The organism is Streptomyces sp. (genome assembly GCF_035645055.1).
GTDB lineage: Bacteria > Actinomycetota > Actinomycetes > Streptomycetales > Streptomycetaceae > Streptomyces.
Genome location: NZ_DASQNH010000036.1, coordinates 22079 through 44403, shown reverse-complemented (window position 1 = coordinate 44403; position 22325 = coordinate 22079). Strand labels below are relative to the sequence as shown.

General features: G+C 74.5%; 19 protein-coding genes. 7 read left to right on the top strand and 12 right to left on the bottom strand.

The window, feature by feature from the left end:
• Positions 1 to 38: 38 nt before the first annotated feature.
• Together mycP and VE614_RS12570 are read right to left on the bottom strand one after the other, a co-directional pair.
• Positions 39 to 1211 (bottom strand): type VII secretion-associated serine protease mycosin, encoded by a 1173-nt coding sequence (gene mycP, locus VE614_RS12575; protein ID WP_324935809.1) that lies wholly within the window; start codon positions 1209 to 1211, stop codon positions 39 to 41.
• On the bottom strand, positions 1208 to 1999 hold the full coding sequence (locus VE614_RS12570) for a hypothetical protein (RefSeq protein WP_324936033.1): 792 nt from the start codon (positions 1997 to 1999) through the stop codon (positions 1208 to 1210). The genes mycP and VE614_RS12570 overlap by 4 nt, the downstream gene beginning before the upstream one ends.
• 1059 nt (positions 2000 to 3058) lie before the next feature.
• On the opposite strand from VE614_RS12570, the gene VE614_RS12565 reads away from it, so the two are divergent.
• Positions 3059 to 4261 carry an amino acid deaminase/aldolase gene (locus VE614_RS12565; RefSeq protein ID WP_324935807.1) on the top strand — a complete coding sequence of 401 codons (1203 nt, stop codon included), beginning with the start codon at positions 3059 to 3061 and terminating at the stop codon, positions 4259 to 4261.
• A 4-nt stretch (positions 4262 to 4265) separates the two neighbouring features.
• On the opposite strand, the gene VE614_RS12560 is transcribed toward VE614_RS12565, so the two are convergent.
• From VE614_RS12560 to VE614_RS12545, 4 genes are read right to left on the bottom strand one after another with little or no spacing between them, the layout of a single operon-like run.
• The gene (locus VE614_RS12560) at positions 4266 to 5207 is read right to left on the bottom strand and encodes a DUF2510 domain-containing protein (protein ID WP_324936031.1); all 942 of its coding nucleotides are present in this window, start codon (positions 5205 to 5207) and stop codon (positions 4266 to 4268) included.
• Between the two features lie 29 nt (positions 5208 to 5236).
• Positions 5237 to 6019, bottom strand: a complete 783-nt coding sequence (locus tag VE614_RS12555; protein WP_324935805.1) for a 3-oxoacyl-ACP reductase — start codon at positions 6017 to 6019, stop codon at positions 5237 to 5239.
• Positions 6016 to 7419: an aldehyde dehydrogenase family protein gene (locus VE614_RS12550; RefSeq protein ID WP_324935803.1), complete on the bottom strand. Its 1404-nt coding sequence runs from the start codon at positions 7417 to 7419 to the stop codon at positions 6016 to 6018. The genes VE614_RS12555 and VE614_RS12550 overlap by 4 nt, the downstream gene beginning before the upstream one ends.
• Before the next feature lie 8 nt (positions 7420 to 7427).
• Entirely contained in the window at positions 7428 to 8792 is a 1365-nt protein-coding gene (locus tag VE614_RS12545) for a glutamine synthetase family protein (RefSeq protein WP_324935802.1), read from the bottom strand.
• Positions 8793 to 8869: 77 nt separating this feature from the next.
• Between VE614_RS12545 and VE614_RS12540 the strand changes: the two genes are divergently transcribed.
• Complete coding sequence (locus tag VE614_RS12540; RefSeq protein WP_324935800.1) at positions 8870 to 9628, top strand: FadR/GntR family transcriptional regulator; 759 nt, start codon at positions 8870 to 8872, stop codon at positions 9626 to 9628.
• Between the two features lie 63 nt (positions 9629 to 9691).
• On the top strand, positions 9692 to 10399 hold the full coding sequence (locus tag VE614_RS12535; RefSeq protein ID WP_324935799.1) for a gamma-glutamyl-gamma-aminobutyrate hydrolase family protein: 708 nt from the start codon (positions 9692 to 9694) through the stop codon (positions 10397 to 10399).
• A gap of 658 nt (positions 10400 to 11057) precedes the next feature.
• On the opposite strand, the gene VE614_RS12530 is transcribed toward VE614_RS12535, so the two are convergent.
• Positions 11058 to 12005, bottom strand: coding sequence for a LysR family transcriptional regulator (locus VE614_RS12530; protein ID WP_324935797.1), 948 nt, complete (start codon positions 12003 to 12005; stop codon positions 11058 to 11060).
• A 70-nt stretch (positions 12006 to 12075) separates the two neighbouring features.
• Between VE614_RS12530 and VE614_RS12525 the strand changes: the two genes are divergently transcribed.
• The gene (locus VE614_RS12525) at positions 12076 to 13200 is read left to right on the top strand and encodes a TDT family transporter (RefSeq protein WP_324935795.1); all 1125 of its coding nucleotides are present in this window, start codon (positions 12076 to 12078) and stop codon (positions 13198 to 13200) included.
• Here the strand turns inward: VE614_RS12525 and VE614_RS12520 are convergent.
• The 4 genes from VE614_RS12520 to VE614_RS12505 form a co-directional block, all read right to left on the bottom strand.
• Complete coding sequence (locus tag VE614_RS12520) at positions 13112 to 13831, bottom strand: helical backbone metal receptor (RefSeq protein ID WP_324935793.1); 720 nt, start codon at positions 13829 to 13831, stop codon at positions 13112 to 13114. The genes VE614_RS12525 and VE614_RS12520 overlap by 89 nt on opposite strands.
• A complete protein-coding gene (locus tag VE614_RS12515; protein WP_324935791.1) occupies positions 13831 to 14397 on the bottom strand; it encodes an XRE family transcriptional regulator in 567 nt (188 codons plus the stop codon). The genes VE614_RS12520 and VE614_RS12515 overlap by 1 nt, the downstream gene beginning before the upstream one ends.
• Before the next feature lie 399 nt (positions 14398 to 14796).
• The gene (locus VE614_RS12510) at positions 14797 to 16626 is read right to left on the bottom strand and encodes an ABC transporter permease/substrate binding protein (RefSeq protein WP_324935789.1); all 1830 of its coding nucleotides are present in this window, start codon (positions 16624 to 16626) and stop codon (positions 14797 to 14799) included.
• Positions 16619 to 17698: a betaine/proline/choline family ABC transporter ATP-binding protein gene (locus VE614_RS12505; protein WP_324935787.1), complete on the bottom strand. Its 1080-nt coding sequence runs from the start codon at positions 17696 to 17698 to the stop codon at positions 16619 to 16621. The genes VE614_RS12510 and VE614_RS12505 overlap by 8 nt, the downstream gene beginning before the upstream one ends.
• A gap of 198 nt (positions 17699 to 17896) precedes the next feature.
• Between VE614_RS12505 and VE614_RS12500 the strand changes: the two genes are divergently transcribed.
• From VE614_RS12500 to VE614_RS12490, 3 genes are all read left to right on the top strand, one after another.
• Positions 17897 to 18826, top strand: coding sequence for a 5'-3' exonuclease (locus tag VE614_RS12500; RefSeq protein ID WP_324936029.1), 930 nt, complete (start codon positions 17897 to 17899; stop codon positions 18824 to 18826).
• 152 nt (positions 18827 to 18978) lie between these two features.
• The gene (locus VE614_RS12495) at positions 18979 to 19830 is read left to right on the top strand and encodes a siderophore-interacting protein (protein ID WP_324935785.1); all 852 of its coding nucleotides are present in this window, start codon (positions 18979 to 18981) and stop codon (positions 19828 to 19830) included.
• Positions 19831 to 19921: 91 nt separating this feature from the next.
• The gene (locus tag VE614_RS12490) at positions 19922 to 20851 is read left to right on the top strand and encodes an RluA family pseudouridine synthase (protein ID WP_324935783.1); all 930 of its coding nucleotides are present in this window, start codon (positions 19922 to 19924) and stop codon (positions 20849 to 20851) included.
• Here the strand turns inward: VE614_RS12490 and VE614_RS12485 are convergent.
• A complete protein-coding gene (locus tag VE614_RS12485; protein ID WP_324935781.1) occupies positions 20845 to 22293 on the bottom strand; it encodes a cytochrome P450 in 1449 nt (482 codons plus the stop codon). The genes VE614_RS12490 and VE614_RS12485 overlap by 7 nt on opposite strands.
• Between the last annotated feature and the right edge of the window lie 32 nt (positions 22294 to 22325).

Sequence of the window (22325 nt, the reverse complement as noted above, 5' to 3'; positions counted from 1 at the left end):
GCGGGATACGAGCGGGAGCGAGCGGGCCCCACCGGCTCTCAGCGGGGGTGTCTGCGGCCCCGCCACAGCACCACCGCCGACACCAGCAGGACCCCGCCCACGCTTCCCGCGAGGGGGCCCGCCCAGCCGGTGCCGTCGGATTCACGGGCGGTGGCGTCGGGACCGGGGCCGAAGTACTGGTCGGCGTAGGCGGCCGAGCGCAGGCCCTCCGGCCGGAGGTGGCCGGCCGCCTCGATGGCGGCGGCCGGGTCGACGAAGCCGAAGCCCCGGGAATCGTCGCGGCCGTCGACCGGGGCGTTGCGGGCGGTGTCCTCCAGCAGGCGCTTGATCTGGGCCGGGGTCAGACCGGGGTGGGCGGCCTTGACCAGGGCGACCGCGCCGGAGACGAACGCGGCGGCGGCGCTGGTGCCCCAGCCCTCGTAGTACTTGCGGTCCGGGTCGGCGATGACGACGTCGACGCCGGGGGCGCTGACCGTGGCGTACCAGCGGCGGGTGGAGAAGGAGGCGCGGGTGCCGAACTTGTCGACGGCGGTGGCGGCGATGACGCCCGGGTAGGCGGCCGGGTAGGAGATGTGGTCGCCCTTCTCGCCGCCGTTGCCGGCCGAGGCGACGACGACGGAGCCCTTCTTCAGGGCGTACTGGACGGCCTCGTCCTCGGCGGGCTCCGGGTGGGCGGAGGCCGAGTCGTCGCCGAGGGAGAGGTTGATGACGTCGGCGCCCTGGTCGGCGGCCCAGCGGATGCCCTCGGCCAGGGCGTTGCCGCGGGTCTTGCGGGCCTTGCCGCGGGCGGGGTCGCCGTCCTCCAGGATCACCCGGACCGGGAGGATCTTCGCCTCGGGCGCGACGCCCATGACGCCTTCGGTCCCGCCGTAGCCGTGTCCGTGCCCGGCGATGATCCCGGCCATGGCGGTGCCGTGCCGGGCCCAGGCGCGGTCGCCCCGGCCGGCGCCGAAGCCGACCATGTCCCTGCCGGTCAGGACGTTCCCCTCCAGGTCGGGGTGGGTGGCGTCGACGCCGGTGTCCAGGACGGCGACGGTGATGCCGGCGCCCTTCGTGGTCTGCCAGGCCTCGTGGGTGTGCAAGGCGTCCAGCGCCCACTGCTTGGCGCGGATGCCGTCGGCGTGCGCGACGGCGGGCGGCACGAGGACGAGGGAGGCGGCCAGCAGGGCGCTGAGCAGGGCGGCCCGGCGGGTCGTACGGCGGCGGGTCATGAGGGCTGCTCCGAGGCGGCGACGACGGACTTGCGCAGGCCGCGCTCGACGCGGTCGGCGAGGCCCTTCGCCTCGTGGCCGAGGCCCGCCTGGGCGGGGGCGGTGGTGGCGCCGGAGCGCGTCGCGTCGGTGGCGGGCTGCGGGTCGTCCACGGCCCGGCCGTCGGCCCAGCCGGAGACGGCGTAGACGACGACGGGGGCGTCGGTGAGCACGGAGACGGTCCAGGAGGCCCGCTGAGCCGTGCCGAATCCGGCGGCGACGGTACCCCTCGGGGCGTAGGGGCGAGGCATCAGGTCGGTGCGGCGGTACAGGTCCTCGTTCTTGAACCGCGTCTCCAGGGAGCGCATGCCGGCGGCGTCGGCCTCGGTGAAGAGCAGGCCGACGGTGGTGACGTGGCTCTGGGTGGCGTCGGTGTAGGTGGCGCGCAGCAGGCGTTCGCAGCCGGCGGGGGCGAGGGCCTTGCCCAGCAGCGGGTCGAAGGCGTCGGCGCAGCCGGAGTCCGGGGCGACGGCGATCCGGGTCCAGGTGCGGTCGGCTCCGCCGGGGCCGGCGCCGCGGCCCGTCACGGTGCGCGGGAAGAGCTGGTCGACGGGCACGTTGTGCCAGAGCCCGGCGGCCGTGGCGAACGCGCCGCGCTGCCCGGCGTCCGCCGAGTCGCCGACGAGCCAGCTGCCGGTGACCGCGCCGCCGATGAGGCCGAGCCCGAGGACGACGCAGGCGGCGGCAGCGACCGTCTGCCGGCGCACTCGGCCGCCGAACGGGCGGGGGTCGTCGTAGACGTGGGACATCGCGAGTCCGGGGGCTGGTGGGGCGCTCCAGGAGTGCAAGGGGGCGGGGGCGGCGGGCTGACGCCCGGATGCGGCGGGCGGGGCGGCCCGGTGCGCCGCCGGCTCGGCGGACGCCGTGAACCGGTGATCTGCGGGCTCGCCCGACGCCGTGAACCGGCGCCTCGCGGGCTCGGCGGACGCCTCGGCACGGTGTCCCGCGGGCTCGCCCGACGCCGCGAACCGACGCCCCGGGGGCTCCGTGAACGAAGCCGCTCGGTGCCCTCCGGGCTCGCCAGGCGCCGCGAAACGGCGCCCTCCGGGCTCGGCGGACGCCTCGGCGCGGTGGCCTCGCAGCTCACCGGGCGCCGCGAAACGGCGTCCCGCGGGCTCGGTGGTTCCCGCAGCCCGGGGTGCTGGGGACCCGGTGGTGGTGGGGCGCTCGGGAGACGGGTGGCGTACCGATTCAGCCGGTGCGGGCGCGCGGTCGGCGTCCGCCGCGCGGGACGGCTCCGCGGGGATGGGGCGCAGCCGGGTGGTGCGCTCCGTGGCGGTCTCGGCGGGAGCGTCGGCGGAGCGGGGCGGCACGGGACCGCGGGGCGGCGGGGGCGGCAGGTCCGGGAAGCGGGCCGAGGCGGGCGGCGGGGGCGGGGCGAGGGGGGCCTGGTCCGGGCGGCGGGGGGCGGGCGCGGGGCGCGGGCCGTCGGCGTGGACCGGGTCGGTGGCGCTCCGGCCCGCAGGGGGCTCCGGGGTGCCGGGCGCGGGCGGGGCGGTGGGGCGCGGGGGGATGGGGGCGTGCCGCGCGTCCGTGCTCATGCGCCCCCGCTTCCTCGTGCCCGGGCCCGACTCCTCGCACACGGGCCGCCCGTCTTCTCGTACGCGAGCCGGCCGTCCGCACGTCGCACGCATACCCGCACGGCCGGACCGCCGTCCGGCGGGTACTCCCGCGCGGGGCCGTTCCGCCGTGCGTGCGCGTCACTTTACGGGTTGCCCGCGCCGCTGCGGGAACCAGTCCACGACCGCGGGGCATCTGCCCGGAACATCCCCCTACCCTGCGGTAATCCTGTCTGGCAGGCTTCGGTCATGACTGCGCGCGCCGCCGACCGGGCCCGTTACGACCGGGCCACCGCCCATCTCGACGCCCCGCTGGCGATCGTGGACCTGGACGCCTTCGACGCCAACGCGGACGACCTGGTCCGCCGGGCGGGCGGGAAGCCGGTCCGGGTGGCCAGCAAGTCCGTGCGCTGCCGGGCCCTGCTGGAACGGGTCCTGGCGAAGGACGGTTTCGCGGGCGTGATGTCCTTCACCCTCGCCGAGTCGCTGTGGCTGGCGCGTTCCGGCTTCGACGACGTGCTGCTCGCCTATCCGTCCGCCGACCGCGCCGCCTTCGCGGAGCTGACGAGCGATCCGAAACTGGCCGCCGCGGTCACCGTGATGGTCGACGACCCCGCGCAGCTCACGCTCATCGACCGGGCGCGGGACGGCGGGCGCGAAGTGGTGCGGGTCTGCCTGGAGTTGGACACCTCGCTCCGGCTGTTCGGTGGCCGGGTGCGGGTCGGTGCCCGCCGCTCGCCGCTGCACTCCCCCGCCGAGGTCGCCGAGCTGGCGCGGTCGGTGGCCCGCCGGCCTGGTTTCGAGGTCGTCGGGATCATGGCGTACGAGGGGCATGTCGCCGGGGTCGGGGACGCGGTCGCGGGGCGGCCGGTGCGCTCGCGGGCGATCCGGCTGATGCAGGCGGCGGCCCGCCGGGAACTGGCCGAGCGGCGGGCGGCGGTGGTGCGCGCGGTGCGGGCGGTGGTGCCGGGCCTGGAGTTCGTCAACGGCGGCGGCACCGGCAGTGTGCAGTACACGGTGGCGGAGGACGCGGTGACGGAGGTCGCGGCCGGGTCCGGGCTGTATCTGCCGCGGCTGTTCGACAACTACACCTCGTTCAGCGGGCGTCCGGCCGCGCTGTTCGCGCAGCCGGTGGTGCGGCGGCCCGGGGTGGGCGTGGTGACGGTGCTCGGCGGGGGCTACCCGGCCTCCGGTGCGGCGGGACCGGACCGGCTGCCGGTGCCGTATCTGCCCGAGGGGCTGCGCTACGAGCCGCAGGAGGGGCCCGGCGAGGTGCAGACGCCGCTGCTCGGCTCCCCCGCCGACGATCTGCTGATCGGCGACAAGGTGTGGTTCCGGCACGCCAAGGCGGGTGAACTGTGCGAGCGGTTCGACGCGCTGCACCTGGTGGAGGGCGACCGGGTGACGGCGACCGTGCCGACGTACCGGGGCGAGGGCCGTACGTTCCTGTAGCGGCTCAGCCGGGTCCGACGCTGCTGCCCACGCCGCCGCCCGCGTCGGTGTCGCCGAGCACGCGGATGCCCTTGGTGATGCGGTCCATGTCGTCGAGCGGCGGCCCGTCCTCGCCCGCGTCGAAGACATAGCGGACGATGACCGGCGCCTCGGTGCCGACGCTGGACTGGAAGGCGAGGGACTGGACATAACCGCCGGGCCCCTCGGCGGTCTTGACGCGCCAGCGCACGAAGTACCCGGCGCGGCCCGCCACGGCGACCGGCCCGGAGTCGACGAGCTGGCGGGACTCGATGCCGCCGTGGCGGCGCCGGCCGAGGGCGTCGCGGTCGTAGGCCTCGTCGGCGGCGTCGGCGATGTCGCCCTCGGCGAGGGCCTTCGGTGAGGTCTCGTCGGTGGCGGTGGCCGTGCGGGAGAAGACCGTGCCGTGCCGGCAGAGGCCGGCGCCGACGGGGCACTCGTAGGTGCCGTCGGTGGTCATCACGACGTTCTCCTGGGTGACGTCGCGGGGGCGGACCCAGCCGTCGAGCAGGGGGAACGTGATGCCGTTGAGCTGGTCCTCGACGACGGCAGGGCCGTCGGCGGAGGGCTCGGTGGGGGTGGGCGACGGGGGCGGGGTGGGCTCCTGCGTCGGGAGCGTCGGCGCGAGGGTGGGTGTGGGGCCCGCCACCGGGCCGGTGCCGTCCGTCCCGTCCTCCGCCAGGAAGACCGCGCCGGTGACGACCGCCGCGACCAGGACGGCCCCGGCGACGGTGAGGGCGAGGGCCTTCGCGCGCGCCGCGCCGCCGCCCGGGGCGGGGGACGGCAGCGGGCCGGGGACGGACGGCCCCGGCACCGGATGCCCGGCGGGTTCCGGGGCGCGCCGGTGCTCGGTCCAGGCCGTGCCGTCCCACCAGCGCTCGGTGTGCGGGGCCGTGGGGTCGCGGTACCAGCCGGGCGGCGGTGTCATGCTCATATCCCGGCACTGTAGGGGCAGTACTACAGCGGCGTGACGTACGCCCCCGAGATCCCGCCGTCCACCAGGAAGTCGGTGGCGTTCACGAAGGACGAGTCGTCGCTGGCGAGGAAGGCGACCGCGGCGGCGATCTCCTCGGCCTCGGCGAACCGGCCGAGCGGGATGTGCACCAGGCGGCGGGCGGCCCGCTCCGGGTCCTTGGCGAACAGTTCCTGCAGGAGCGGGGTGTTGACCGGGCCCGGGCAGAGGGCGTTCACGCGGATGCCCTCACGGGCGAACTGCACGCCCAGCTCCCGGGACATGGCCAGAACCCCGCCCTTGGAGGCGGTGTAGGAGATCTGGGAGGTCGCCGCGCCCATCCGGGCGACGAAGGACGCGGTGTTGATGATGGAACCCTTGCCCTGGCGCCGCATGTAGGGGATGGCGGCCTTGCAGCACAGGTAGACGGAGGTGAGGTTCACCTCCTGGACCCGCTTCCAGGCGTCCAGGCCGGTCTCCAGGATGGAGTCGTCGTCGGGCGGGGAGATCCCGGCGTTGTTGAAGGCGATGTCGACGCTGCCGTAGGTGTCGTACGCCGTCCTGAACAGCGCCTCGACCTGCTCGGGGTCGGTGACGTCCACCTTGACGAAGATGCCGCCGGTCTCCTCGGCGGCCGCCTTGCCGCGGGTCTCGTCGACGTCGCCGCAGACGACGTGCGCGCCCTCGGAGGCGAGGCGGCGGGCGGTGGCGAGGCCGATGCCGCTGCCGGCTCCGGTGACGACGGCGGTACGGCCGACGAGACGGCGGCAGATGTTCTCTTCGGTCACTGTGCGGAGCCCTCCGTGCTGGTGGAGACGTTGCCGGTGGAGACGTTGCTGATGAAGACGTTCTTGGTCTCGGTGAAGGCGGTCAGGGCGTCCGGGCCGAGTTCGCGGCCGATGCCGGACTGCTTGAAGCCGCCGAACGGGGTCCAGTAGCGGACGCTGGAGTGCGAGTTGACGGACAGGTTGCCCGCCCGGACGGCCTGGGAGACGCGCAGGGCGCGGCCCACGTCACGGGTCCAGATGGAGCCGGAGAGGCCGTAGTCGGTGGCGTTGGCCAGCGCCACGGCCTCCGCCTCGTCGTCGAAGGGGAGGACGACGGCGACGGGGCCGAAGACCTCCTCCACGGCCACGCGCGCGTGCGGGTCGACGCCGGTGAGGACGGTGGGCGGGAACCAGAAGCCGGGGCCCTCGGGGGCCTTGCCGCGGATGCCGGGGGCGTCCGGGTCGGCGTAGCCGCGCACCCGCTCCAGCTGGGTCCGGGAGATCAGCGGGCCCATGTCGGTGGTCTCGTCGGCCGGGTCGCCGACGGTGACCGCCTCGATCGCGGGGGCCAGCAGCTCCAGGAAGCGGTCGTGGACCGTGCGCTGGACGAGGATGCGGGTGCGGGCGCAGCAGTCCTGGCCGGAGTTGTCGAGGAAGGACATCGGGGCGGCGGCCGCCGCGGCCTCCAGGTCGGCGTCGGCGAAGACGATGTTGGGGCTCTTGCCGCCGAGTTCCAGGGTGACGCGCTTGAGGTGGGCGGAGCCCTTCGCCAGCACCTGTCTGCCCACGGCCGTCGAGCCGGTGAAGACGATCTTCGCCACGCCCGGGTGCTCGACCAGCGCGTCGCCCGCGACGGGACCGTGGCCGGGCAGCACCTGGAAGAGGTGTTCCGGGAGACCCGCCTCCAGGGCGAGTTCGGCGAGCCGCAGCGCGGTGAGCGGGGTCGTCTCGGCGGGCTTGAGGATGACCGCGTTCCCGGCGGCGAGGGCCGGGGCGGTGCCCCAGGCGGCGATCGGCATCGGGAAGTTCCAGGGCGCGATCACCCCGACCACGCCGAGCGGTTCGAGGATCGTCACGTCGAGGCCGCCGGGGACGGGGATCTGGCGGCCGGTGAGCCGCTCCACTCCCCCGGCCGCGTAGTCCAGCAGATCGCGGACGTTGCCCGCCTCCCAGCGGGCGTTGCCGATGACATGGCCGGCCTCCCGCACCTCCAGCCGGGCCAGTTCCTCCAGGTGCCCGTCGACGGTGAGCGCGAACCGGCGCAGCAGCCGGGCCCGGTCGCCCGGGGCCAGCGCGGCCCACGCCGACTGTGCCTTGACGGCCCGCACGACCGCCCGGTCCACGTCCTCGGCGGTGGCGGCCGGGACGGTGGCGACGACCTCCTCGGTCGCGGGGTTGAGCACCTCAAGGGTCGGGGTCACGGGTTGCCTCACATCCGTTCGAAGGAGCGGCGCAGCTCCCAGTCGGTCACCGCGGCGTCGAAGGCGGCCAGTTCGACGCGCGCCATGTTGCGGTAGTGGTCGACCACGTCGTCACCGAACGCGGCCCTGGCGACGGGGCTGTTCTCCCACAGGCCGGCGGCCTCCCGCAGGGTGGTGGGGACCTGCTCGTACCCGGCGGTGTACGCGTTGCCCACGCAGGCCTCGGGCAGCTCCAGTTCGCGCTCGACGCCGTACAGGCCGGCCGCGACCATCGCGGCGACCGCGAGGTGCGGGTTAACGTCGCCGCCGGGCAGCCGGTTCTCGAAGCGCAGCGAGCGGCCGTGGCCGACGACGCGCAGCGCGCAGGTGCGGTTGTCGTGGCCCCAGGCGACGGCGGTCGGGGCGAAGGAGCCCGGCTGGAACCGCTTGTAGGAGTTGATGTGGGGGGCGTAGAGGAGGGTGAGGTCGCGCAGGGCGGCCAGTTGTCCGGCCAGGAAGTGCCGCATCAGCGGGGACATGCCGTGCGGGCCGTCCCCGGCGAAGGCGGGGCGGCCTTCGGCGTCGGTCAGCGACAGGTGGATGTGGCAGGAGTTGCCCTCGCGCTCGTTGTACTTCGCCATGAACGTCAGGGACACGCCCTCCTGGGCGGCGATCTCCTTGGCGCCGGTCTTGTAGATCGCGTGCTGGTCGCAGGTGACCAGGGCCTCGTCGTAGCGGAAGGCGATCTCGTGCTGGCCCGGGTTGCACTCGCCCTTCGCGGACTCGACGGTCATCCCGGCGCCCGCCATCTCGTTGCGGACGCGGCGCAGCAGGGGCTCGATCCGGCCGGTGCCGAGCACCGAGTAGTCGATGTTGTACTGGTTGGCCGGGGTCAGGCCGCGGTAGTTCGCGTCCCAGGCCTGTTCGTAGGTGTCCTTGAAGACGATGAACTCCAGCTCGGTGCCGACCTGGGCGGTCAGGCCCAGCTCGGCGAGCCGGTCCAGCTGGCGGCGCAGGATCTGCCGGGGCGCGGCCGTCACCGGGGAGCCGTCCTCCCAGGCGAGGTCGGCGACGACGAGGGCGGTGCCCGCGTTCCAGGGGACGCGGCGCAGGGTGCCGAGGTCGGGGTGCATGGCGAAGTCGCCGTAGCCGCGGTCCCAGGAGGACATCGCGTAGCCGTCGACGGTGTTCATCTCGGCGTCGACGGCGAGCAGGTAGTTGCACCCCTCGGTGCCGTGTCTCATCACCTCGTCGAGGAAGAAGCGCGCGGCGAACCGCTTGCCCTGGAGGCGTCCCTGCATGTCCGGGAAGGCCAGGACGACGGTGTCGATCTCACCGCCCGCGACGAGGGCGTGCAGCTCCTCGACGCTGAGCGGAGGTGTGCGGTCTGCCACGGGGAAGGCCTCCTTCGGTCAGCCGGGAGCCCTAAGGTATGAGGGAGAACCATTGATTGGGAAGGGGGCACGGCCACATGCCACTGGATCCGGTGGACCCCGGTGACGCCGACGCCGCCGCGGGCGCCGGGGACCGGCTGGCCCCGGTGCTGCGTCCCGTGCGGGCGGGCAACGGCTTCGAGGAGGCGCTGGAGCAGATCCTCCAGGTGGTCCGGCTCGGCCTGGTGCCCGGCGGCGGGCGGCTGCCCGCCGAGCGGGAGCTGGCGGAGCGGCTGGGGATCAGCCGGGTGACGCTGCGCGAGGTGCTGAAGGTCCTCCAGGACCAGGGGCTCGTGGAGTCGCGGCGCGGCCGCTACGGCGGCACGTTCGTGCGGGAACGGGCGGACGCCGTCGGCGAGGACGAACTGCGGCGCAGGGTCGCCGGTGTCGACCTGGAGGACGTCCTGCGCTTCCGGGAGGTGCTGGAGACCGGCGCGGCCGGGCTGTGCGCCGCGCACGGGCTGACGGACGCCCAGGCGGGCCGGTTGCGCGAGGCCCTGGCCGGCACCCGGAACGCCCCGCTCGCCGACTACCGCCGCCGGGACACCCTGCTGCACCTCACCCTCGCCGAGCTGTCCGGCTCCCCCACCCTGACCGCGCGGTACGCGGCGGTCCGGGCCACCCTCAACGACCTGCTCGACTGCATCCCGCTGCTGGTGCGCAACCTGGAGCACTCCCAGCACCAGCACACCGCGCTGGTGGAGGCGGTGCTCGACGGGGACGCGGACGGGGCGCGGGAGATCATGCGGGAGCACTGCGCGGGGACGGCGGCGCTGCTGCGCGGGTTCCTCGGGTGAGCGGCTTGCCGTGCGGTCCGCGCCTCGGCAAAGGTATGACGTGAGTCCATTGCGGGAGGTCGGATGACGGACAGGCGGCCGCTGATCGGCGTCAGCACCTATCTGGAGGCCGGGGTGCGCTGGGGCGTGTGGGACCTGGAGGCGGTGCTGCTGCCCGCCGGGTATCCGCGGCTGGTGCAGCGCGCGGGCGGACTCGCCGCGCTGCTGCCGCCGGACGCGCCGGAGCACGCGGCGGCGGCCGTGGCCCGCCTGGACGGCCTGGTGATCGCGGGCGGCCCCGACGTCGACCCGGCCCGCTACGGCGCCGGGCGCGACCCCCGCACCGGGCCACCGGCCCGCGCCCGGGACGCCTGGGAACTCGCCCTGATCGAGGCGGCGTCGGCGGCCCGGCTGCCGCTGCTCGGCATCTGCCGGGGCATGCAGCTGCTGAACGTGGCCCTCGGCGGCACCCTCACCCAGCACATCGACGGCCACGCCGAGGTCGTCGGCGTCTTCGGCCGCCACCCGGTCAAGCCGGTCCCGGGCACCCGGTACGCCGCGATCGTCCCCGAGGAGACCTCCGTACCCACGTACCACCACCAGGCCGTGGAGCGCCTCGGCACCGGTCTGGTCCCCTCCGCCCACGCCGCCGACGGCACCGTCGAGGCCATCGAACTCCCCGGCGCGGACACCTGGGCGCTGGGCGTCCAGTGGCATCCGGAGATGGGCGAGGACCTCCGCGTGCTCCGGGCCCTGGTCGAGGCCGCCACGACGGCCCGGCCCGCGCCCTGAGCCGGGCGGGCAGGGCACCTCCGGAAGGCGAGGTCCGTCGGCGGGCGGGTGCGACCCGTGTCCGGGGCGGCGCCACGGGCGACGGGAGCACGGGCGGACAGCTCCTCCTCCAGACCGGAACCGCCCCGCGCCCCCAGCGTGCGGCCGTCGAGCTGCGCGCCCGCCGGCACAGGCCAGCAGCGTGCCGCCGGCGCGGGATCGGCGGGGATGCCGCCGCGCGAACGGGTGGAGAGAGTGCCGCCGCGCCGCGCGGATCGGCGCGGAGGGAGGGTGCCGCCGCGCGGATCGGCGCGGAGGGAAGGTGCCGCCGCGCGGGGCAGAGGGGAGCGGATGCCGCCGACGGGGCCGGTTTCGGACCAGGGACCGTCCGGCGAGTCCCCGGCGCCTCCCTCCGCGCCCAGGCACATGGCTCCGCCCGGCGTACGCGTACGCCCTCGCTGCCTCGAACGGGCCGGCAGGCGCCACCGCTCTCGCGCCCGTACGCCCCCGTTGCCGCGGACCGCCCGGCAGGCGCCGCCACTCCCCCCCTGGGAACGCGCTCGCCCCCTGCGCACCGCCGGGCCCCGGCGGCGCGCGGCCCCGCGTTCCAGCCGCACGGCGGAGATCTCCCGGCATCGGGGCAGGCCGGCCGTCCTCCCCGAGGCGGAGCCACCGCCCCCTATCCCCGCGTCAGCGACAGGAGATCGCGGGCCGGGCCCGCCGGGCGGTGGCCGGTGCGCCAGACGGCCCGCAGGTCGCGGCGGAGGCTGACCCGGTCGACGGGGACGCTGACCAGGCGGCGGGTGGACAGTTCCTCGCGGACGGAGAGTTCGCTGAGCACCGCGGGGCCCGCGCCGGCGACGGCGGAGGCCTTCACGGCGGTGGTGGAGGAGAGTTCGATCAGGGGGCGGGCGAGCCCGCCGAGGGCGGCGTCGAGGACCTGGCGGGTGCCGGAGCCCTTCTCGCGCAGGACGAGCGGGGTCGAGGCGAGTTCCTCGGCCGGGAGGGGCTTCCTGCGGCGGGCCCAGGCGTGGCCGGGGGCCGTGACGACGATGAGCTGGTCGTGGGCGACGACCACCGAGTCCAGCCCGCCGGGCACCGTCAGTCCCTCCACGAAGCCCAGGTCGGCCTCGTCGGCGAGCAGGCGCTCGGCCACCGCCGTCGAGTTGCCGGCCAGCAGCGACACGGCCGTGTCGGGCCGCTGGGCGCGCAGGGCGAGCAGCCAGCCGGGCAGCAGGTACTCGGCGATGGTCATGCTGGCCGCCACCCGCAGCCGCGAGTCCCGCCGGTCCCGCAGCGCCTGCGCCCCGGCGTCGAAGGCTTCCGCCGCCTCGACGACCCGCCGCGCCCAGTCGGTCACCAGCGCCCCCGCGTCGGTGAGCCGGGAGCCGCGCGGCGAACGGTCGACCAGCGCCACGCCCAGCTGCCGTTCCATGGAGCGGATCCGGCTGCTGGCCGCGGGCTGGGTGATGCCGACCTCGCGGGCCGCGGCGCCGAGGCTGCCCAGCCGGGCCACGGCCAGCAACAGCTCAAGGGCGCCCAGGTCGGGCACCCGGTGCGCCAGCGAGCCGGCCGGCACGGATTCCTCCGTTCCGTTCGGTCCGCTGGTGTCACTCGTCCTGCTCATAAGGCCAGTTTATGCCCTCATAGAGACATCCTCCCTGGTGGGAGCCGCCCTGGTCGGAGACGGTGAAGGCATGATCACCGCAGTGCGCCACCTCGGCCCCAACTGGTACGCCTCCGTGATGGGGACCGCAGTCGTCGGCACGGCGGGCGCCGCGCTCCCGCTGTCCGTCCCGGGGCTGCGCACCGCCTGCACCGCCGTCTGGGCCGTCGCCCTCGTCCTGCTGCTGACCCTGCTCGCCGCCCGCGCCCTGCACTGGATCCACCATCACGACCAGGCCCGCGCCCACCTCCTCGATCCGGCGACGGCTCCCTTCCACGGCTGTCTGGCGATGGCCCTGGTGTCGGTCGGCGGCGGCGCCCTGACGCTCGGCCGGGACTGGCTCGGCGATACGGCGGCGGTCACGCTCGGCGCCACGCTGTTCACGGCCGGGACGGTGGTCGCGCTGGCGGTCGCGGTCACCGTCCCCTACCTGATGGCGGTGCGCCACCGGGTGCGGCCGGAGCAGGCGACTCCCGTCTGGCTGCTGCCGCTGGTCGCCCCGATGGTGCCGGCGGCGGTCGGGCCGCTGCTGGTGCCCCATCTGCCGCCCGGGCAGGCCAGGGAGACGCTGCTGCTCGCCTGTGTCGGGCTGTTCGGGCTCAGTCTGCTCGGCACGCTGCTGATGCTGCCGCTGGTCTTCGCCCGGCTGCTGACGGGCGGTCCGCTGCCGCTCGCGCTGACCCCGACGCTCTTCCTGGTGCTGGGCCCGCTGGGCCAGTCCACCACCGCGGTCGGCATGTTCGCGGACACCGCCCCGAGCGCCGTACCGCACGCGGCCGGCCCCGCCTTCACCCTGCCGGCCGTGCTGTACGGGGTGCCCGTCATGGGGTTCGCCCTGCTGTGGCTGGGCCTCGCCACCGCGCACGTGGTGCGGGCCCGGCGGCAGGGCATGGGCTTCGCGCTGACCTGGTGGGCCTTCACCTTCCCGATCGGCACCTGTGTCACCGGGGCCGAGTCCCTGGCCCGGCACACCGGCCTGGTCGCGTTCGACGGGCTGGCGGTGCTGCTGTACGGCGTGCTGGCCGCCGCCTGGGCCACGGCCGCCGTGCGGACGGCGGCCGGACTGCTCAGCGGACGGCTGCTCGCAGCGCCGCGCCCAGCACCCGTGGTGCTGCGGCCAGCGACGGCCCGTACCACGTCAGGTGCCGTCCGCTGACCAGTGCGCAGGGCAGTCCCGGGAAGGCCTCGGGACCGTCGCCGGCGGTGAACCGGTAGGGCTCGTCGGGCAGCACGACCAGGTCCGGGCGGGCCGCGGTCAGCTCGTCGAGCGGGACGCGCGGGTAGCGGTCGGCGTGGTCCGCGTACAGGTGATCGACGCCGAGCCGGGCCAGCACGTCGCCCGCGAAGGTGTCCCGGCCGAGCACCATCCAGGGCCGCCGCCAGATCGGCACCACGGCCGTCGTACGCCGCTCCGGGACCGGCGGGGAGGCCCAGGCCGCCTCCGCCTCGTCCAGCCAGCGGGGCCGGCCGCGCGCACCGCACGCGGCCAGCACCCGCGCCAGCTCGCAGAAGGCCTGCGGCACGTCCCGGACCTCGGTCACCAGCACCTCGACGCCCGCCGCGCGCAGGGCGGCCAGGTCGGGGGCGCGGTTCTCCTCCTCGTTGGCGATCACCAGGTCGGGGGCGAGCGCGAGGATCCGCTCGGCCTTCGGGTTCTTGGTGCCACCGACCCGGGTGACGTCGAGGTCCGCCGGATGGCTGCACCAGTCGGTGACACCGGCCAGCACTCCGGGCACGGTCGCGGCCACCGCCTCGGTGAGCGACGGCACCAGGGAGACGACCCGCACTACCGGTGCCGGTCCTGGACGGCCTCGATGTGCTCCGCCACGGCCACGACGAGCACCCGGGTCTCCGGCACGGTGGCCCGCCAGCGGTGCCGTACGCCGCCGGTGAGGTACAGGGTGTCCCCGCGGCCGAGCCGGTACGCCCGGCCCTCCGCCTCGATCTCGACGGCGCCGTCCGCGACGTACATCAGCTGGTCGTTGCGGTGCTGGAACTCGCGGCCCGCGTCATGGTCGCCGGTGAACTCCGAGGCGTGCATCTGATGATGGCCGCGGACCAGGGACCGCACCTGCGGCTGGGGCACCGGCTCGGCCTCCTCGGCGCGCACCACGTCGACGCTGCACGCCGGGTCGGCGGCGGCGAGGAGTTCCACCGCGGTGGTGCGCAGCGCGTCGGCGACCTTCTCCAGGGAGCTGCGGCTGGGCCGGGCGCGGTCGTTCTCGACCTGGCTCAGGAAGGGCACCGACAGGCCGCTGCGCTCGGCCACGACGGCGAGGGTGAGCTCCAGGGCCCGGCGGCGCCGCCGGACGGCCGCGCCCACCCGAAGGGGCTGTTCTTTGTGGTCGCCCATCGCTCCGGCTCCCTCCTTCGCTCGTCGTGTTCCTGCCGATGAGTAGTTGTCTGCACCCTACGCATGTTCGGCAAACCGTTTCAGGGCCCCGTCACATCGTCGGCACACTGCGTCGGGTGAGACCCCACAGTTCGCGCCAGTGGATCAGCCGTTCCGGGCGGCCGGGGTGCGCGGCCCCGCGTCGGCACCGGCCCTCGAACCGTACGAGTGTTCGCTCATTCTTTTCAATGCGGGCGCGGTCCGCGATGTTCCTGGCCGCCGCCGGACCGCGCCTCGGGCATGGGGGTAGCGCTGTGTGGTTGTCCGGATCCTTCTCGTACGTCCGCCGTACGCCGCGAGGGGCGGGCCGCACCCTGTCGGTGTGGCCCGCCCCTCGCCCGGGCGGCCGGGTCCGTCAGGTCACCCGGCCGCCCGGCTCCTGCCGCCCTGGCCGTCGACCGGGGCCCAGCGGTCCACCAGGCCGGGGTTCCGCTTCAGCCAGGCGCGGACGGCGTCCTGCTCCCCGCCCCTGCCGGCCTTGGTGATCTGCGACTCCAGGCCGGTGAGCTGCTGCTCGGTCATCGAGAAGTCCTTCAGCCAGCGGCCGACCTCCGGGTTCTCGGTGGCGAAGCCCTTGCGGGACAGGGTGTGCACCCCGTCGCCCTCGCCCCAGGCGCCCTTGGGGTCCGTCAGCTTCTTCAGGTCGTAGTCGCTGTAGGCCCAGTGCGGCGACCAGAGCGTCACGACGATCGGCTTCTTCTTGGCGTACGCGCGCTTCAGCTCGGCGAGCATCGCGGGCGTGGAGCCGTCGACCACGTCGTACGCGCCCTGCAGGCCGTACTCCTTGAGGACCTTGCTCTTGAGCAGGCCCATCATCCCGGCGCTGGGCTCGATGCCGACGATCTTGCCGCCGAACTCGCCGGCGTGCTTCCTGAGGTCGTCGAGGCTGTTGACGTCCTTCATGTACGCCGGGACGGTCAGCTCCAGCGAGGTCGGCCCGTACCACTTGCCGAGGTCGTCGAGCTGCTCGCCGTACTTCTCCCAGTACTCGGCGTGGGTGGTCGGCAGCCAGGCGTCGGTCTGGAAGTCGACCTGGCCGGTGGCGAGGCCGGTGTAGAGCGGGCCGGCCGCGTACTGGGTGGTCGTGACGTCGAAGCCGCGCTGCTCCAGGATCTCCTTCCAGAGGTACGTCGAGGCGATGCCCTCGTCCCACGGGATGTACCCGATGGTGATCTCCTTGCCCCGGCCCACGTTCGTCGCGGAGGCCTCGGCGGTGCCGGCGGAGGAGCCGAAGACGCCCATGCCGCCCGCGACCAGCGCGAGGACGGCCACGCCGACGACCGGGACCACCGGGCGGGGACGGTGCGCCCAGACCGCCTTCGCGCCGCTCGCCGCCCGCGCCTTCGCGGCGGCCCGGCGGCCGAGCGGGGAGATCTGCGTGCCCAGGGCGCCGGTCATCCGGTCCAGGTAGACGGCGAGGACGACGATGGCGACACCGGCCTCGAAGCCGTAGCCGATCTCCAGCTGGCCGATCGCCTCGTTGACCGCGCCGCCCAGGCCGCCGGTGCCGGCCATGCCCGCGATGACGACCATCGACAGGCCCAGCATGATCACCTGGTTGACGCCCGCCATGATGGTCGGCAGGGCGAGCGGCAGCTGCACCCGCAGCAGGATGTCCCGGGGCGTGGTGCCGAACGCCTCGGCGGCCTCCACCAGGTCCTTGTCGACCTGCCGGATGCCCAGCTCGGTCATCCGGACACCCGGGGCGATCGCGAAGATCAGCGTGGCGATGACACCGGCGGCGGTGCCCAGTCCGAAGAAGAGGATGGCCGGGATCAGCAGCACCATCGACGGCATGGTCTGCAGCAGGTCCAGGACCGGCCGCACGGTCGCGCTGACCCGCCGGGAGCGAGCCGCCCAGATGCCCAGCGGCACCGCGATCACCAGGGCGATCACGGTCGCGACCAGCACCAGGGAGAGGGTCGACATGGCCCGCTCCCACAGGTCGAGCGAGTCGACCAGCGCGAAGCCCGCGAAGGCGAGCACGCCCGCGACGAGGCCGCGCAGCCACCAGGCCAGCACCGCGAGGATGCCCGCGAGCAGCAGCGGCTCGGGGGCGGTCAGCACCGCGTCGATGCCGTCGTACATGCCCTCGACGACCGCCTTGACCGCGTCGAAGAGCCAGGAGAGGTGGTTCAGCAGCCAGTCGACACCGGAGTCGGCCCAGTCGCCGAGCCGAAGCCTAGGCATCGGCGGTCACCTTCCCCTCGCGCGGGTTGTCACAGGGCGCGGGACCGCCCTCCTCGTCACCGAGGAAGCCGACGAGGCGCTGCCGCGGGACGACGCCGACGACCTGGCGCCCGGTGTCCAGGACGGCGACCGGGTGCGGCACGCGCGCGCTGATCGCGCACAGCTCGGTGAAGGGGGTGTCCGGCGTCGCGGTCTCGCAGCCGCAGGTCCCCTCGTCGCCGCGCAGCCCGGTGTCCATCACGGCGGCGGCGGTCAGCACCCGGGAGCGGTCGACGTCCTGGATGAAGGAGGCGACGTAGTCGTTCGCGGGGCGCAGCAGGATGTCCTCCGCGCTGCCGGTCTGCACGATCCGGCCGTCGCGCATCACGGCGATGCGGTCGCCGAGGCGCATGGCCTCGTTGAGGTCGTGGGTGATGAAGACGATCGTCTTCTTCAGCGTCTTCTGGAGGGTCAGCAGCTGGTCCTGCATATCGCGCCGGATCAGCGGGTCCAGGGCGCTGAACGACTCGTCCATGAGAAGCAGGTCGGCGTCGGTGGCGAGCGCGCGGGCCAGGCCCACGCGCTGCTGCATGCCGCCGGACAGCTCGTCGGGCCAGGACTTCTCCCAGCCGGCCAGACCGCACAGGGCCAGCGCCTCGCGGGCGCGCCGCTCGCGCTCGGCGCGGGGCACGCCCTGCACGGCCAGGCCGTAGGCCGCGTTCTCCAGCACGTTGCGGTGCGGGAACAGCGCGAAGTGCTGGAAGACCATGCTGATCTTGCGGGCGCGGACCGCGCGCAGCTCGCGGTCGCCGAGCGCGGTCAGGTCCTCGCCGTCGAAGCGGACCGTGCCGGCGGTCGGCTCCAGCAACCCGTTGAGCATGCGCAGCAGCGTGGACTTCCCGGATCCGGACAGGCCCATGACGACGAAGATCTGACCGGGTTCCACGGTGAAGGAGGCGTCGATCACGGCGGCGGTGGTGCCGTCGGCGCGCAGCTCCTCGCGGTCGGCACCGGCGCGGAGCCGGTCGACTGCCTCGTCCGGTCGTCTGCCGAACACCTTGTACAGGTGATCGGCCTCAAGCCTGGATGACACACGTACCTCTCGTCATGGACGGCAGAAGAACGGAGCGATGGGGCGCAGGGTTCAGTCGAGTGCGCAACCGGCATCGCTCCGAGGCGGCCCCTGCCCGGGTCGCCCGGCCACAAACGCACAAGTGGGCCAGTTCACGGGGGAGGCGCAGGGCGCAACGCGTTGCCGGTGCGGGCACGGCTGTCGGTGCCGTACGGCATGATGCGGGGCGTGACCGGACGACTGATGCTCCTCGACACCGCCTCGCTCTACTTCCGCGCCTATTTCGGCGTGCCGGAGTCCGTGAAGGCCCCGGACGGCACGCCGGTGAACGCCGTGCGCGGACTGCTGGAATTCATCGACCGGCTGGTCAAGGACCATCGCCCCGAGCACCTGGTGGCCTGCATGGACGCCGACTGGCGCCCGAAGTGGCGGGTCGACCTGATCCCCTCCTACAAGGCGCACCGGGTCGCCGAGGAGCGCCCGGCGGGCCCGGACGAGGAGGAGGTGCCGGACACGCTGTCCCCGCAGGTCCCGGTCATCGAGGCGGTGCTCGACGCGCTGGGCATCGCACGCGTGGGCGTGGAGGGGTACGAGGCGGACGACGTCATCGGCACCTTCACCGCCCGCGCCACGGGCCCGGTCGACATCGTCACCGGCGACCGCGACCTGTACCAGCTGGTGGACGACGCGTCCGGGGTGCGGGTGCTGTATCCGCTCAAGGGCGTCGGCACCCTCCAGGTCACCGACGAGGCGTGGCTGCGCGAGAAATACGGCGTCGACGGCAGCGGGTACGCGGACCTGGCGCTGCTGCGCGGCGACCCGAGCGACGGGCTGCCCGGCGTGGCCGGCATCGGCGAGAAGACCGCCGCGAAGCTGCTCGCCGAGTTCGGCGACCTGGCCGGCATCCTGGCGGCCGTGGAGGACCCGCGCGCCAAGCTCACGCCGGCCCAGCGCAGGCGGCTGACCGAGGCCCGGCCGTATCTGGCGGTCGCCCCGAAGGTGGTCCGCGTCGCCGGCGACGTCCCGCTGCCCGACGTGGACACCGCCCTGCCGCGTACGCCGCGCGACCCCGCGGCGGTCCAGGCCCTCGGCGAGCGCTGGGGGCTGGGCGGTTCCCTGCGACGCCTGCTGATGACGCTGGGCGCGTGAGGGTACCCGGTCGATCGCCGGGGGCGCTGCGCCGGCGCTCGACGCGTGTTCCCGGAGGCGACACGCACGCGGAACTCGCGTGGCAGGGTGCCGGCCAGGCGGGGGGAATGCTAACTTAGGCTAGCCTAAGTTGAGGGAACAGGGAGGCCGTCATGGCAGAACGTCCGGCCAGGAAGCCGCGGAGGGCCCACTCGGCACAGGTCGTCCGCACCGAACGGCTCACCCCGCACATGCAGCGCGTGGTGTTCGGCGGCCCCGGGCTCGCCGCCTTCACCGCGGGCACGCACACCGACCACTACGTGAAACTGCTGTTCCCGCCGGCCGAGGGCATCACCTACCCGGAGCCGTTCGACCTGGAGCGGATCCGCGAGGAACTCCCCCGCGGCCAGTGGCCGGTGACCCGGACGTACACCGTGCGGGCCTGGGACCCCGAGCTGCGCGAGCTGACCCTGGACTTCGTGCTGCACGGCGACGAGGGCCTGGCCGGTCCCTGGGCCGTTCGCGCGCGGCCGGGCGACACCGTCCGCTTCCTGGGCCCCGGGGGCGCCTACGCCCCCGACCCGGACGCCGACTGGCATCTGCTCGCCGGTGACGAGAGCGCGCTGCCCGCCATCGCCGCCGCCCTGGAGGCACTGCCCGACGGCGCCGAGGTCCGGGCCTTCGTGGAAGTCGCCGGCCCCGCGGAGGAGCAGAAGATCGACTCCGACGTGGACGTCGTCTGGCTGCACCGCGGCGACCGGCCGGTGGGCCGGGCCCTGGTCGAGGCCGTGCGCGCGCTGCCCTTCCCGGAGGGCCGGGTGCACGCCTTCGTGCACGGCGAGGCCGCCTGCGTGAAGGAGCTGCGCCGGCTGCTGCGCGTCGAGCGCGGGATTCCCCGCGAGGACCTGTCCGTCTCCGGCTACTGGCGCCTCGGGCACAACGAGGACGGCTGGCAGGCCGCCAAGCGGGAGTGGAACGCCCGGATCGAGGCGGAGCAGGAGGGCGTCGGCGCGTCCGCCGCGTGATCCTCTCCCCCCTTGTCCGCCGCGTGATCCTCTTCCCCGTGCCCGCGGGCGCCCGCAGCCGTCCCGGCCGGAGCGCCTACGCTGGACGGCGATGAGACGCAGGACCCGCATTCCACCCGCCCCGCTGCCCCAGCGCCAGGGGGTCGACCCGGTGCGGGTGCGGCTGCCCGCCGAGGGGCCCTGGGCCACCGTCCGCGACCACCTGGTGGAGCGGCTGTCGGGGGCGGGGGCCGGAGTCGTCGACGGGATGTTCGACGCCGGGCGGATCGTCGGCGTGGACGGCGCCGCGGTGTCGGCGGACGCGCCGTTCGTGCCCGGGATGTTCGTGTGGTTCCACCGGGAGCTGCCCGAGGAGGTCCCGGTCCCGTTCCCGCTGCGGATCGTGTACCACGACGAGCACATCGTCGTCGTCGACAAACCGCACTTCCTGGCCACCACTCCGCGCGGCAGCCATGTCGCCGAGACCGCGCTCGCCCGGCTCCGCCGCGAGCTGGGCATCCCCACGCTCGGCGCCGCGCACCGGCTGGACCGGCTCACGGCCGGGCTGGTGCTGTTCACCGTACGGCCGGAGGAGCGGGGCGCCTACCAGACGCTGTTCCGGGACCGGCTGGTGCGCAAGGAGTACGAGGCGATCGCGCCGTACGATGCGTCGCTCGCCCTGCCCCGGACCGTGCGCAGCCGGATCGTCAAGGAACGCGGGTCGCTCACCGCGGTCGAGGTGCCGGGCGAGCCGAACGCGGTCAGCCGGATCGAACTGCTCGCTCACCGGGGCGGCCTGGGCCGGTACCGGCTGGTGCCCGGCACCGGCCAGACCCATCAGCTGCGGGTGCACATGAACGCGCTGGGGCTGCCGATCCTCGGTGACCCCCTCTATCCGGTGGTGACCGCCCCCGTCCCGGCCGGTGACTTCCGCGACCCGCTGCAGCTGCTGGCGCGGAAGCTGGAGTTCACCGACCCGGTGACGGGGGCGGCGCACCGCTTCCGCAGCACGCGGACGCTCGCCGCCTGGCCCGGTCAGTAGCCGCGCCACCAGCTCAGGAACCGCTGCCAGGCTCCCGGCTCGGGGACCGGTTCCGGCTCGGGTTCGGGGGTGGGCGCGGCGGGGGACGGCTCCGCGAGCGGCAGCTCCCAGGACGGGGCCTTCGGCGGATTCGGCATGTGACTCGGCATCTGCTCCACGTCCTGCTGGGGACGGGTCACGAACCGCACCGGCAGCTCCACCAGATGGCGGGAGGCGATGGACTCCCGCCACTCCAGCTCGTCCTCCTCGCAGTCGAGCTGTACGTCCGGCAGCCGCCGCAGCAGGGCGTCGACGCCGACGTCGGCGATGACCCGGCCGATGTCCTGGCCGGGGCACTCGTGCGGGCCGCCGCCGAAGGCGAGATGGGAGCGGTTGCCCATCATGCTGGCCTTCAGATCGGGCCGTACCCGGGGGTCGACATTGCCGGGCGCCGGGGCGAACAGCAGCCCGTCGCCCTTGCGGATCTGCCGGCCGCCGAGTTCGGTGTCCTGCTTGGCGAAGTAGGCGAAGACCGTGCTGAACGGCGGTTCGTCCCACAGGGACTGCTCGACCGCCTGGCCCACGGTCATCTGGCCGCCGTTCAGCTGGGCCCGGAATCCCGGATGGGTGAGGACCATGCGCAGGGCGTTGGCGAGCAGGTTGGCCGTGGCCTCGTACGCGGCGATCAGCACCACCCGCAGATGCTCCCTGACCTCGTCGTCGGTCAGGTCGGCCTCGTGGGAGACGAGCAGACCGGCGATGTCCTCGTGGGGCTCGGCCCGGCGGCGGGCGGTGAGCCGGCCGAGGGCCTCCATGATGTAGGCGTTGCTGGCGATCGCGGTCTCGGTGCCCTTGAGCATGTCGCGGGCCGCGTGCACGATCCGGTCGTTGTACTCCTTCGGCATGCCCAGGAGGTCGCACATCACCGCCATCGGCAGATACTCGGAGTACTGGTTGACCAGGTCGGCCTCGCCTCGCTCGCAGAACTTGTTGACCAGCGCCTGGGCGTGGCGGTAGACCGCCCGGCGCAGGATCCGGTAGTTGATCGGCTTCATGGCGTGGGTGACCGCCCCGCGCAGCCGCCGGTGCTCGTCGCCCTCCGCGTGGGAGCAGATGGGCTGCCAGGCGATGTGCGGCATCAGCGGATGGTCGGGCTTGACCCTGCCCTCCACGAGCGGGGTCCAGATCCGGCTGTCCCGGCTGAACAGCGCGGGCGTGCCCACCAGTCGCAGGTTCTCCGCGTGGCCGAGGACCACCCAGATCGGCACGTCGTCGTGGAGCAGGGCGGGTGCCACCGGGCCGTGTTCCTCGCGCAGGTCCTCGTACAGGGAGCGCAGATCCAGCGGCCGGGGTCCGTAGAGCCGTTTGAGGGCGCCACTGCCGAACCCGTGCGCGGGGCAGCCGGGGGGCGGGGCGAGGGCGAGGTCGTCCGTACCGGTGGTGGTGGGGATGTCAGACGTCACGGTGGGTCGCTTTCCAGGCGTCTTGGGCCGGT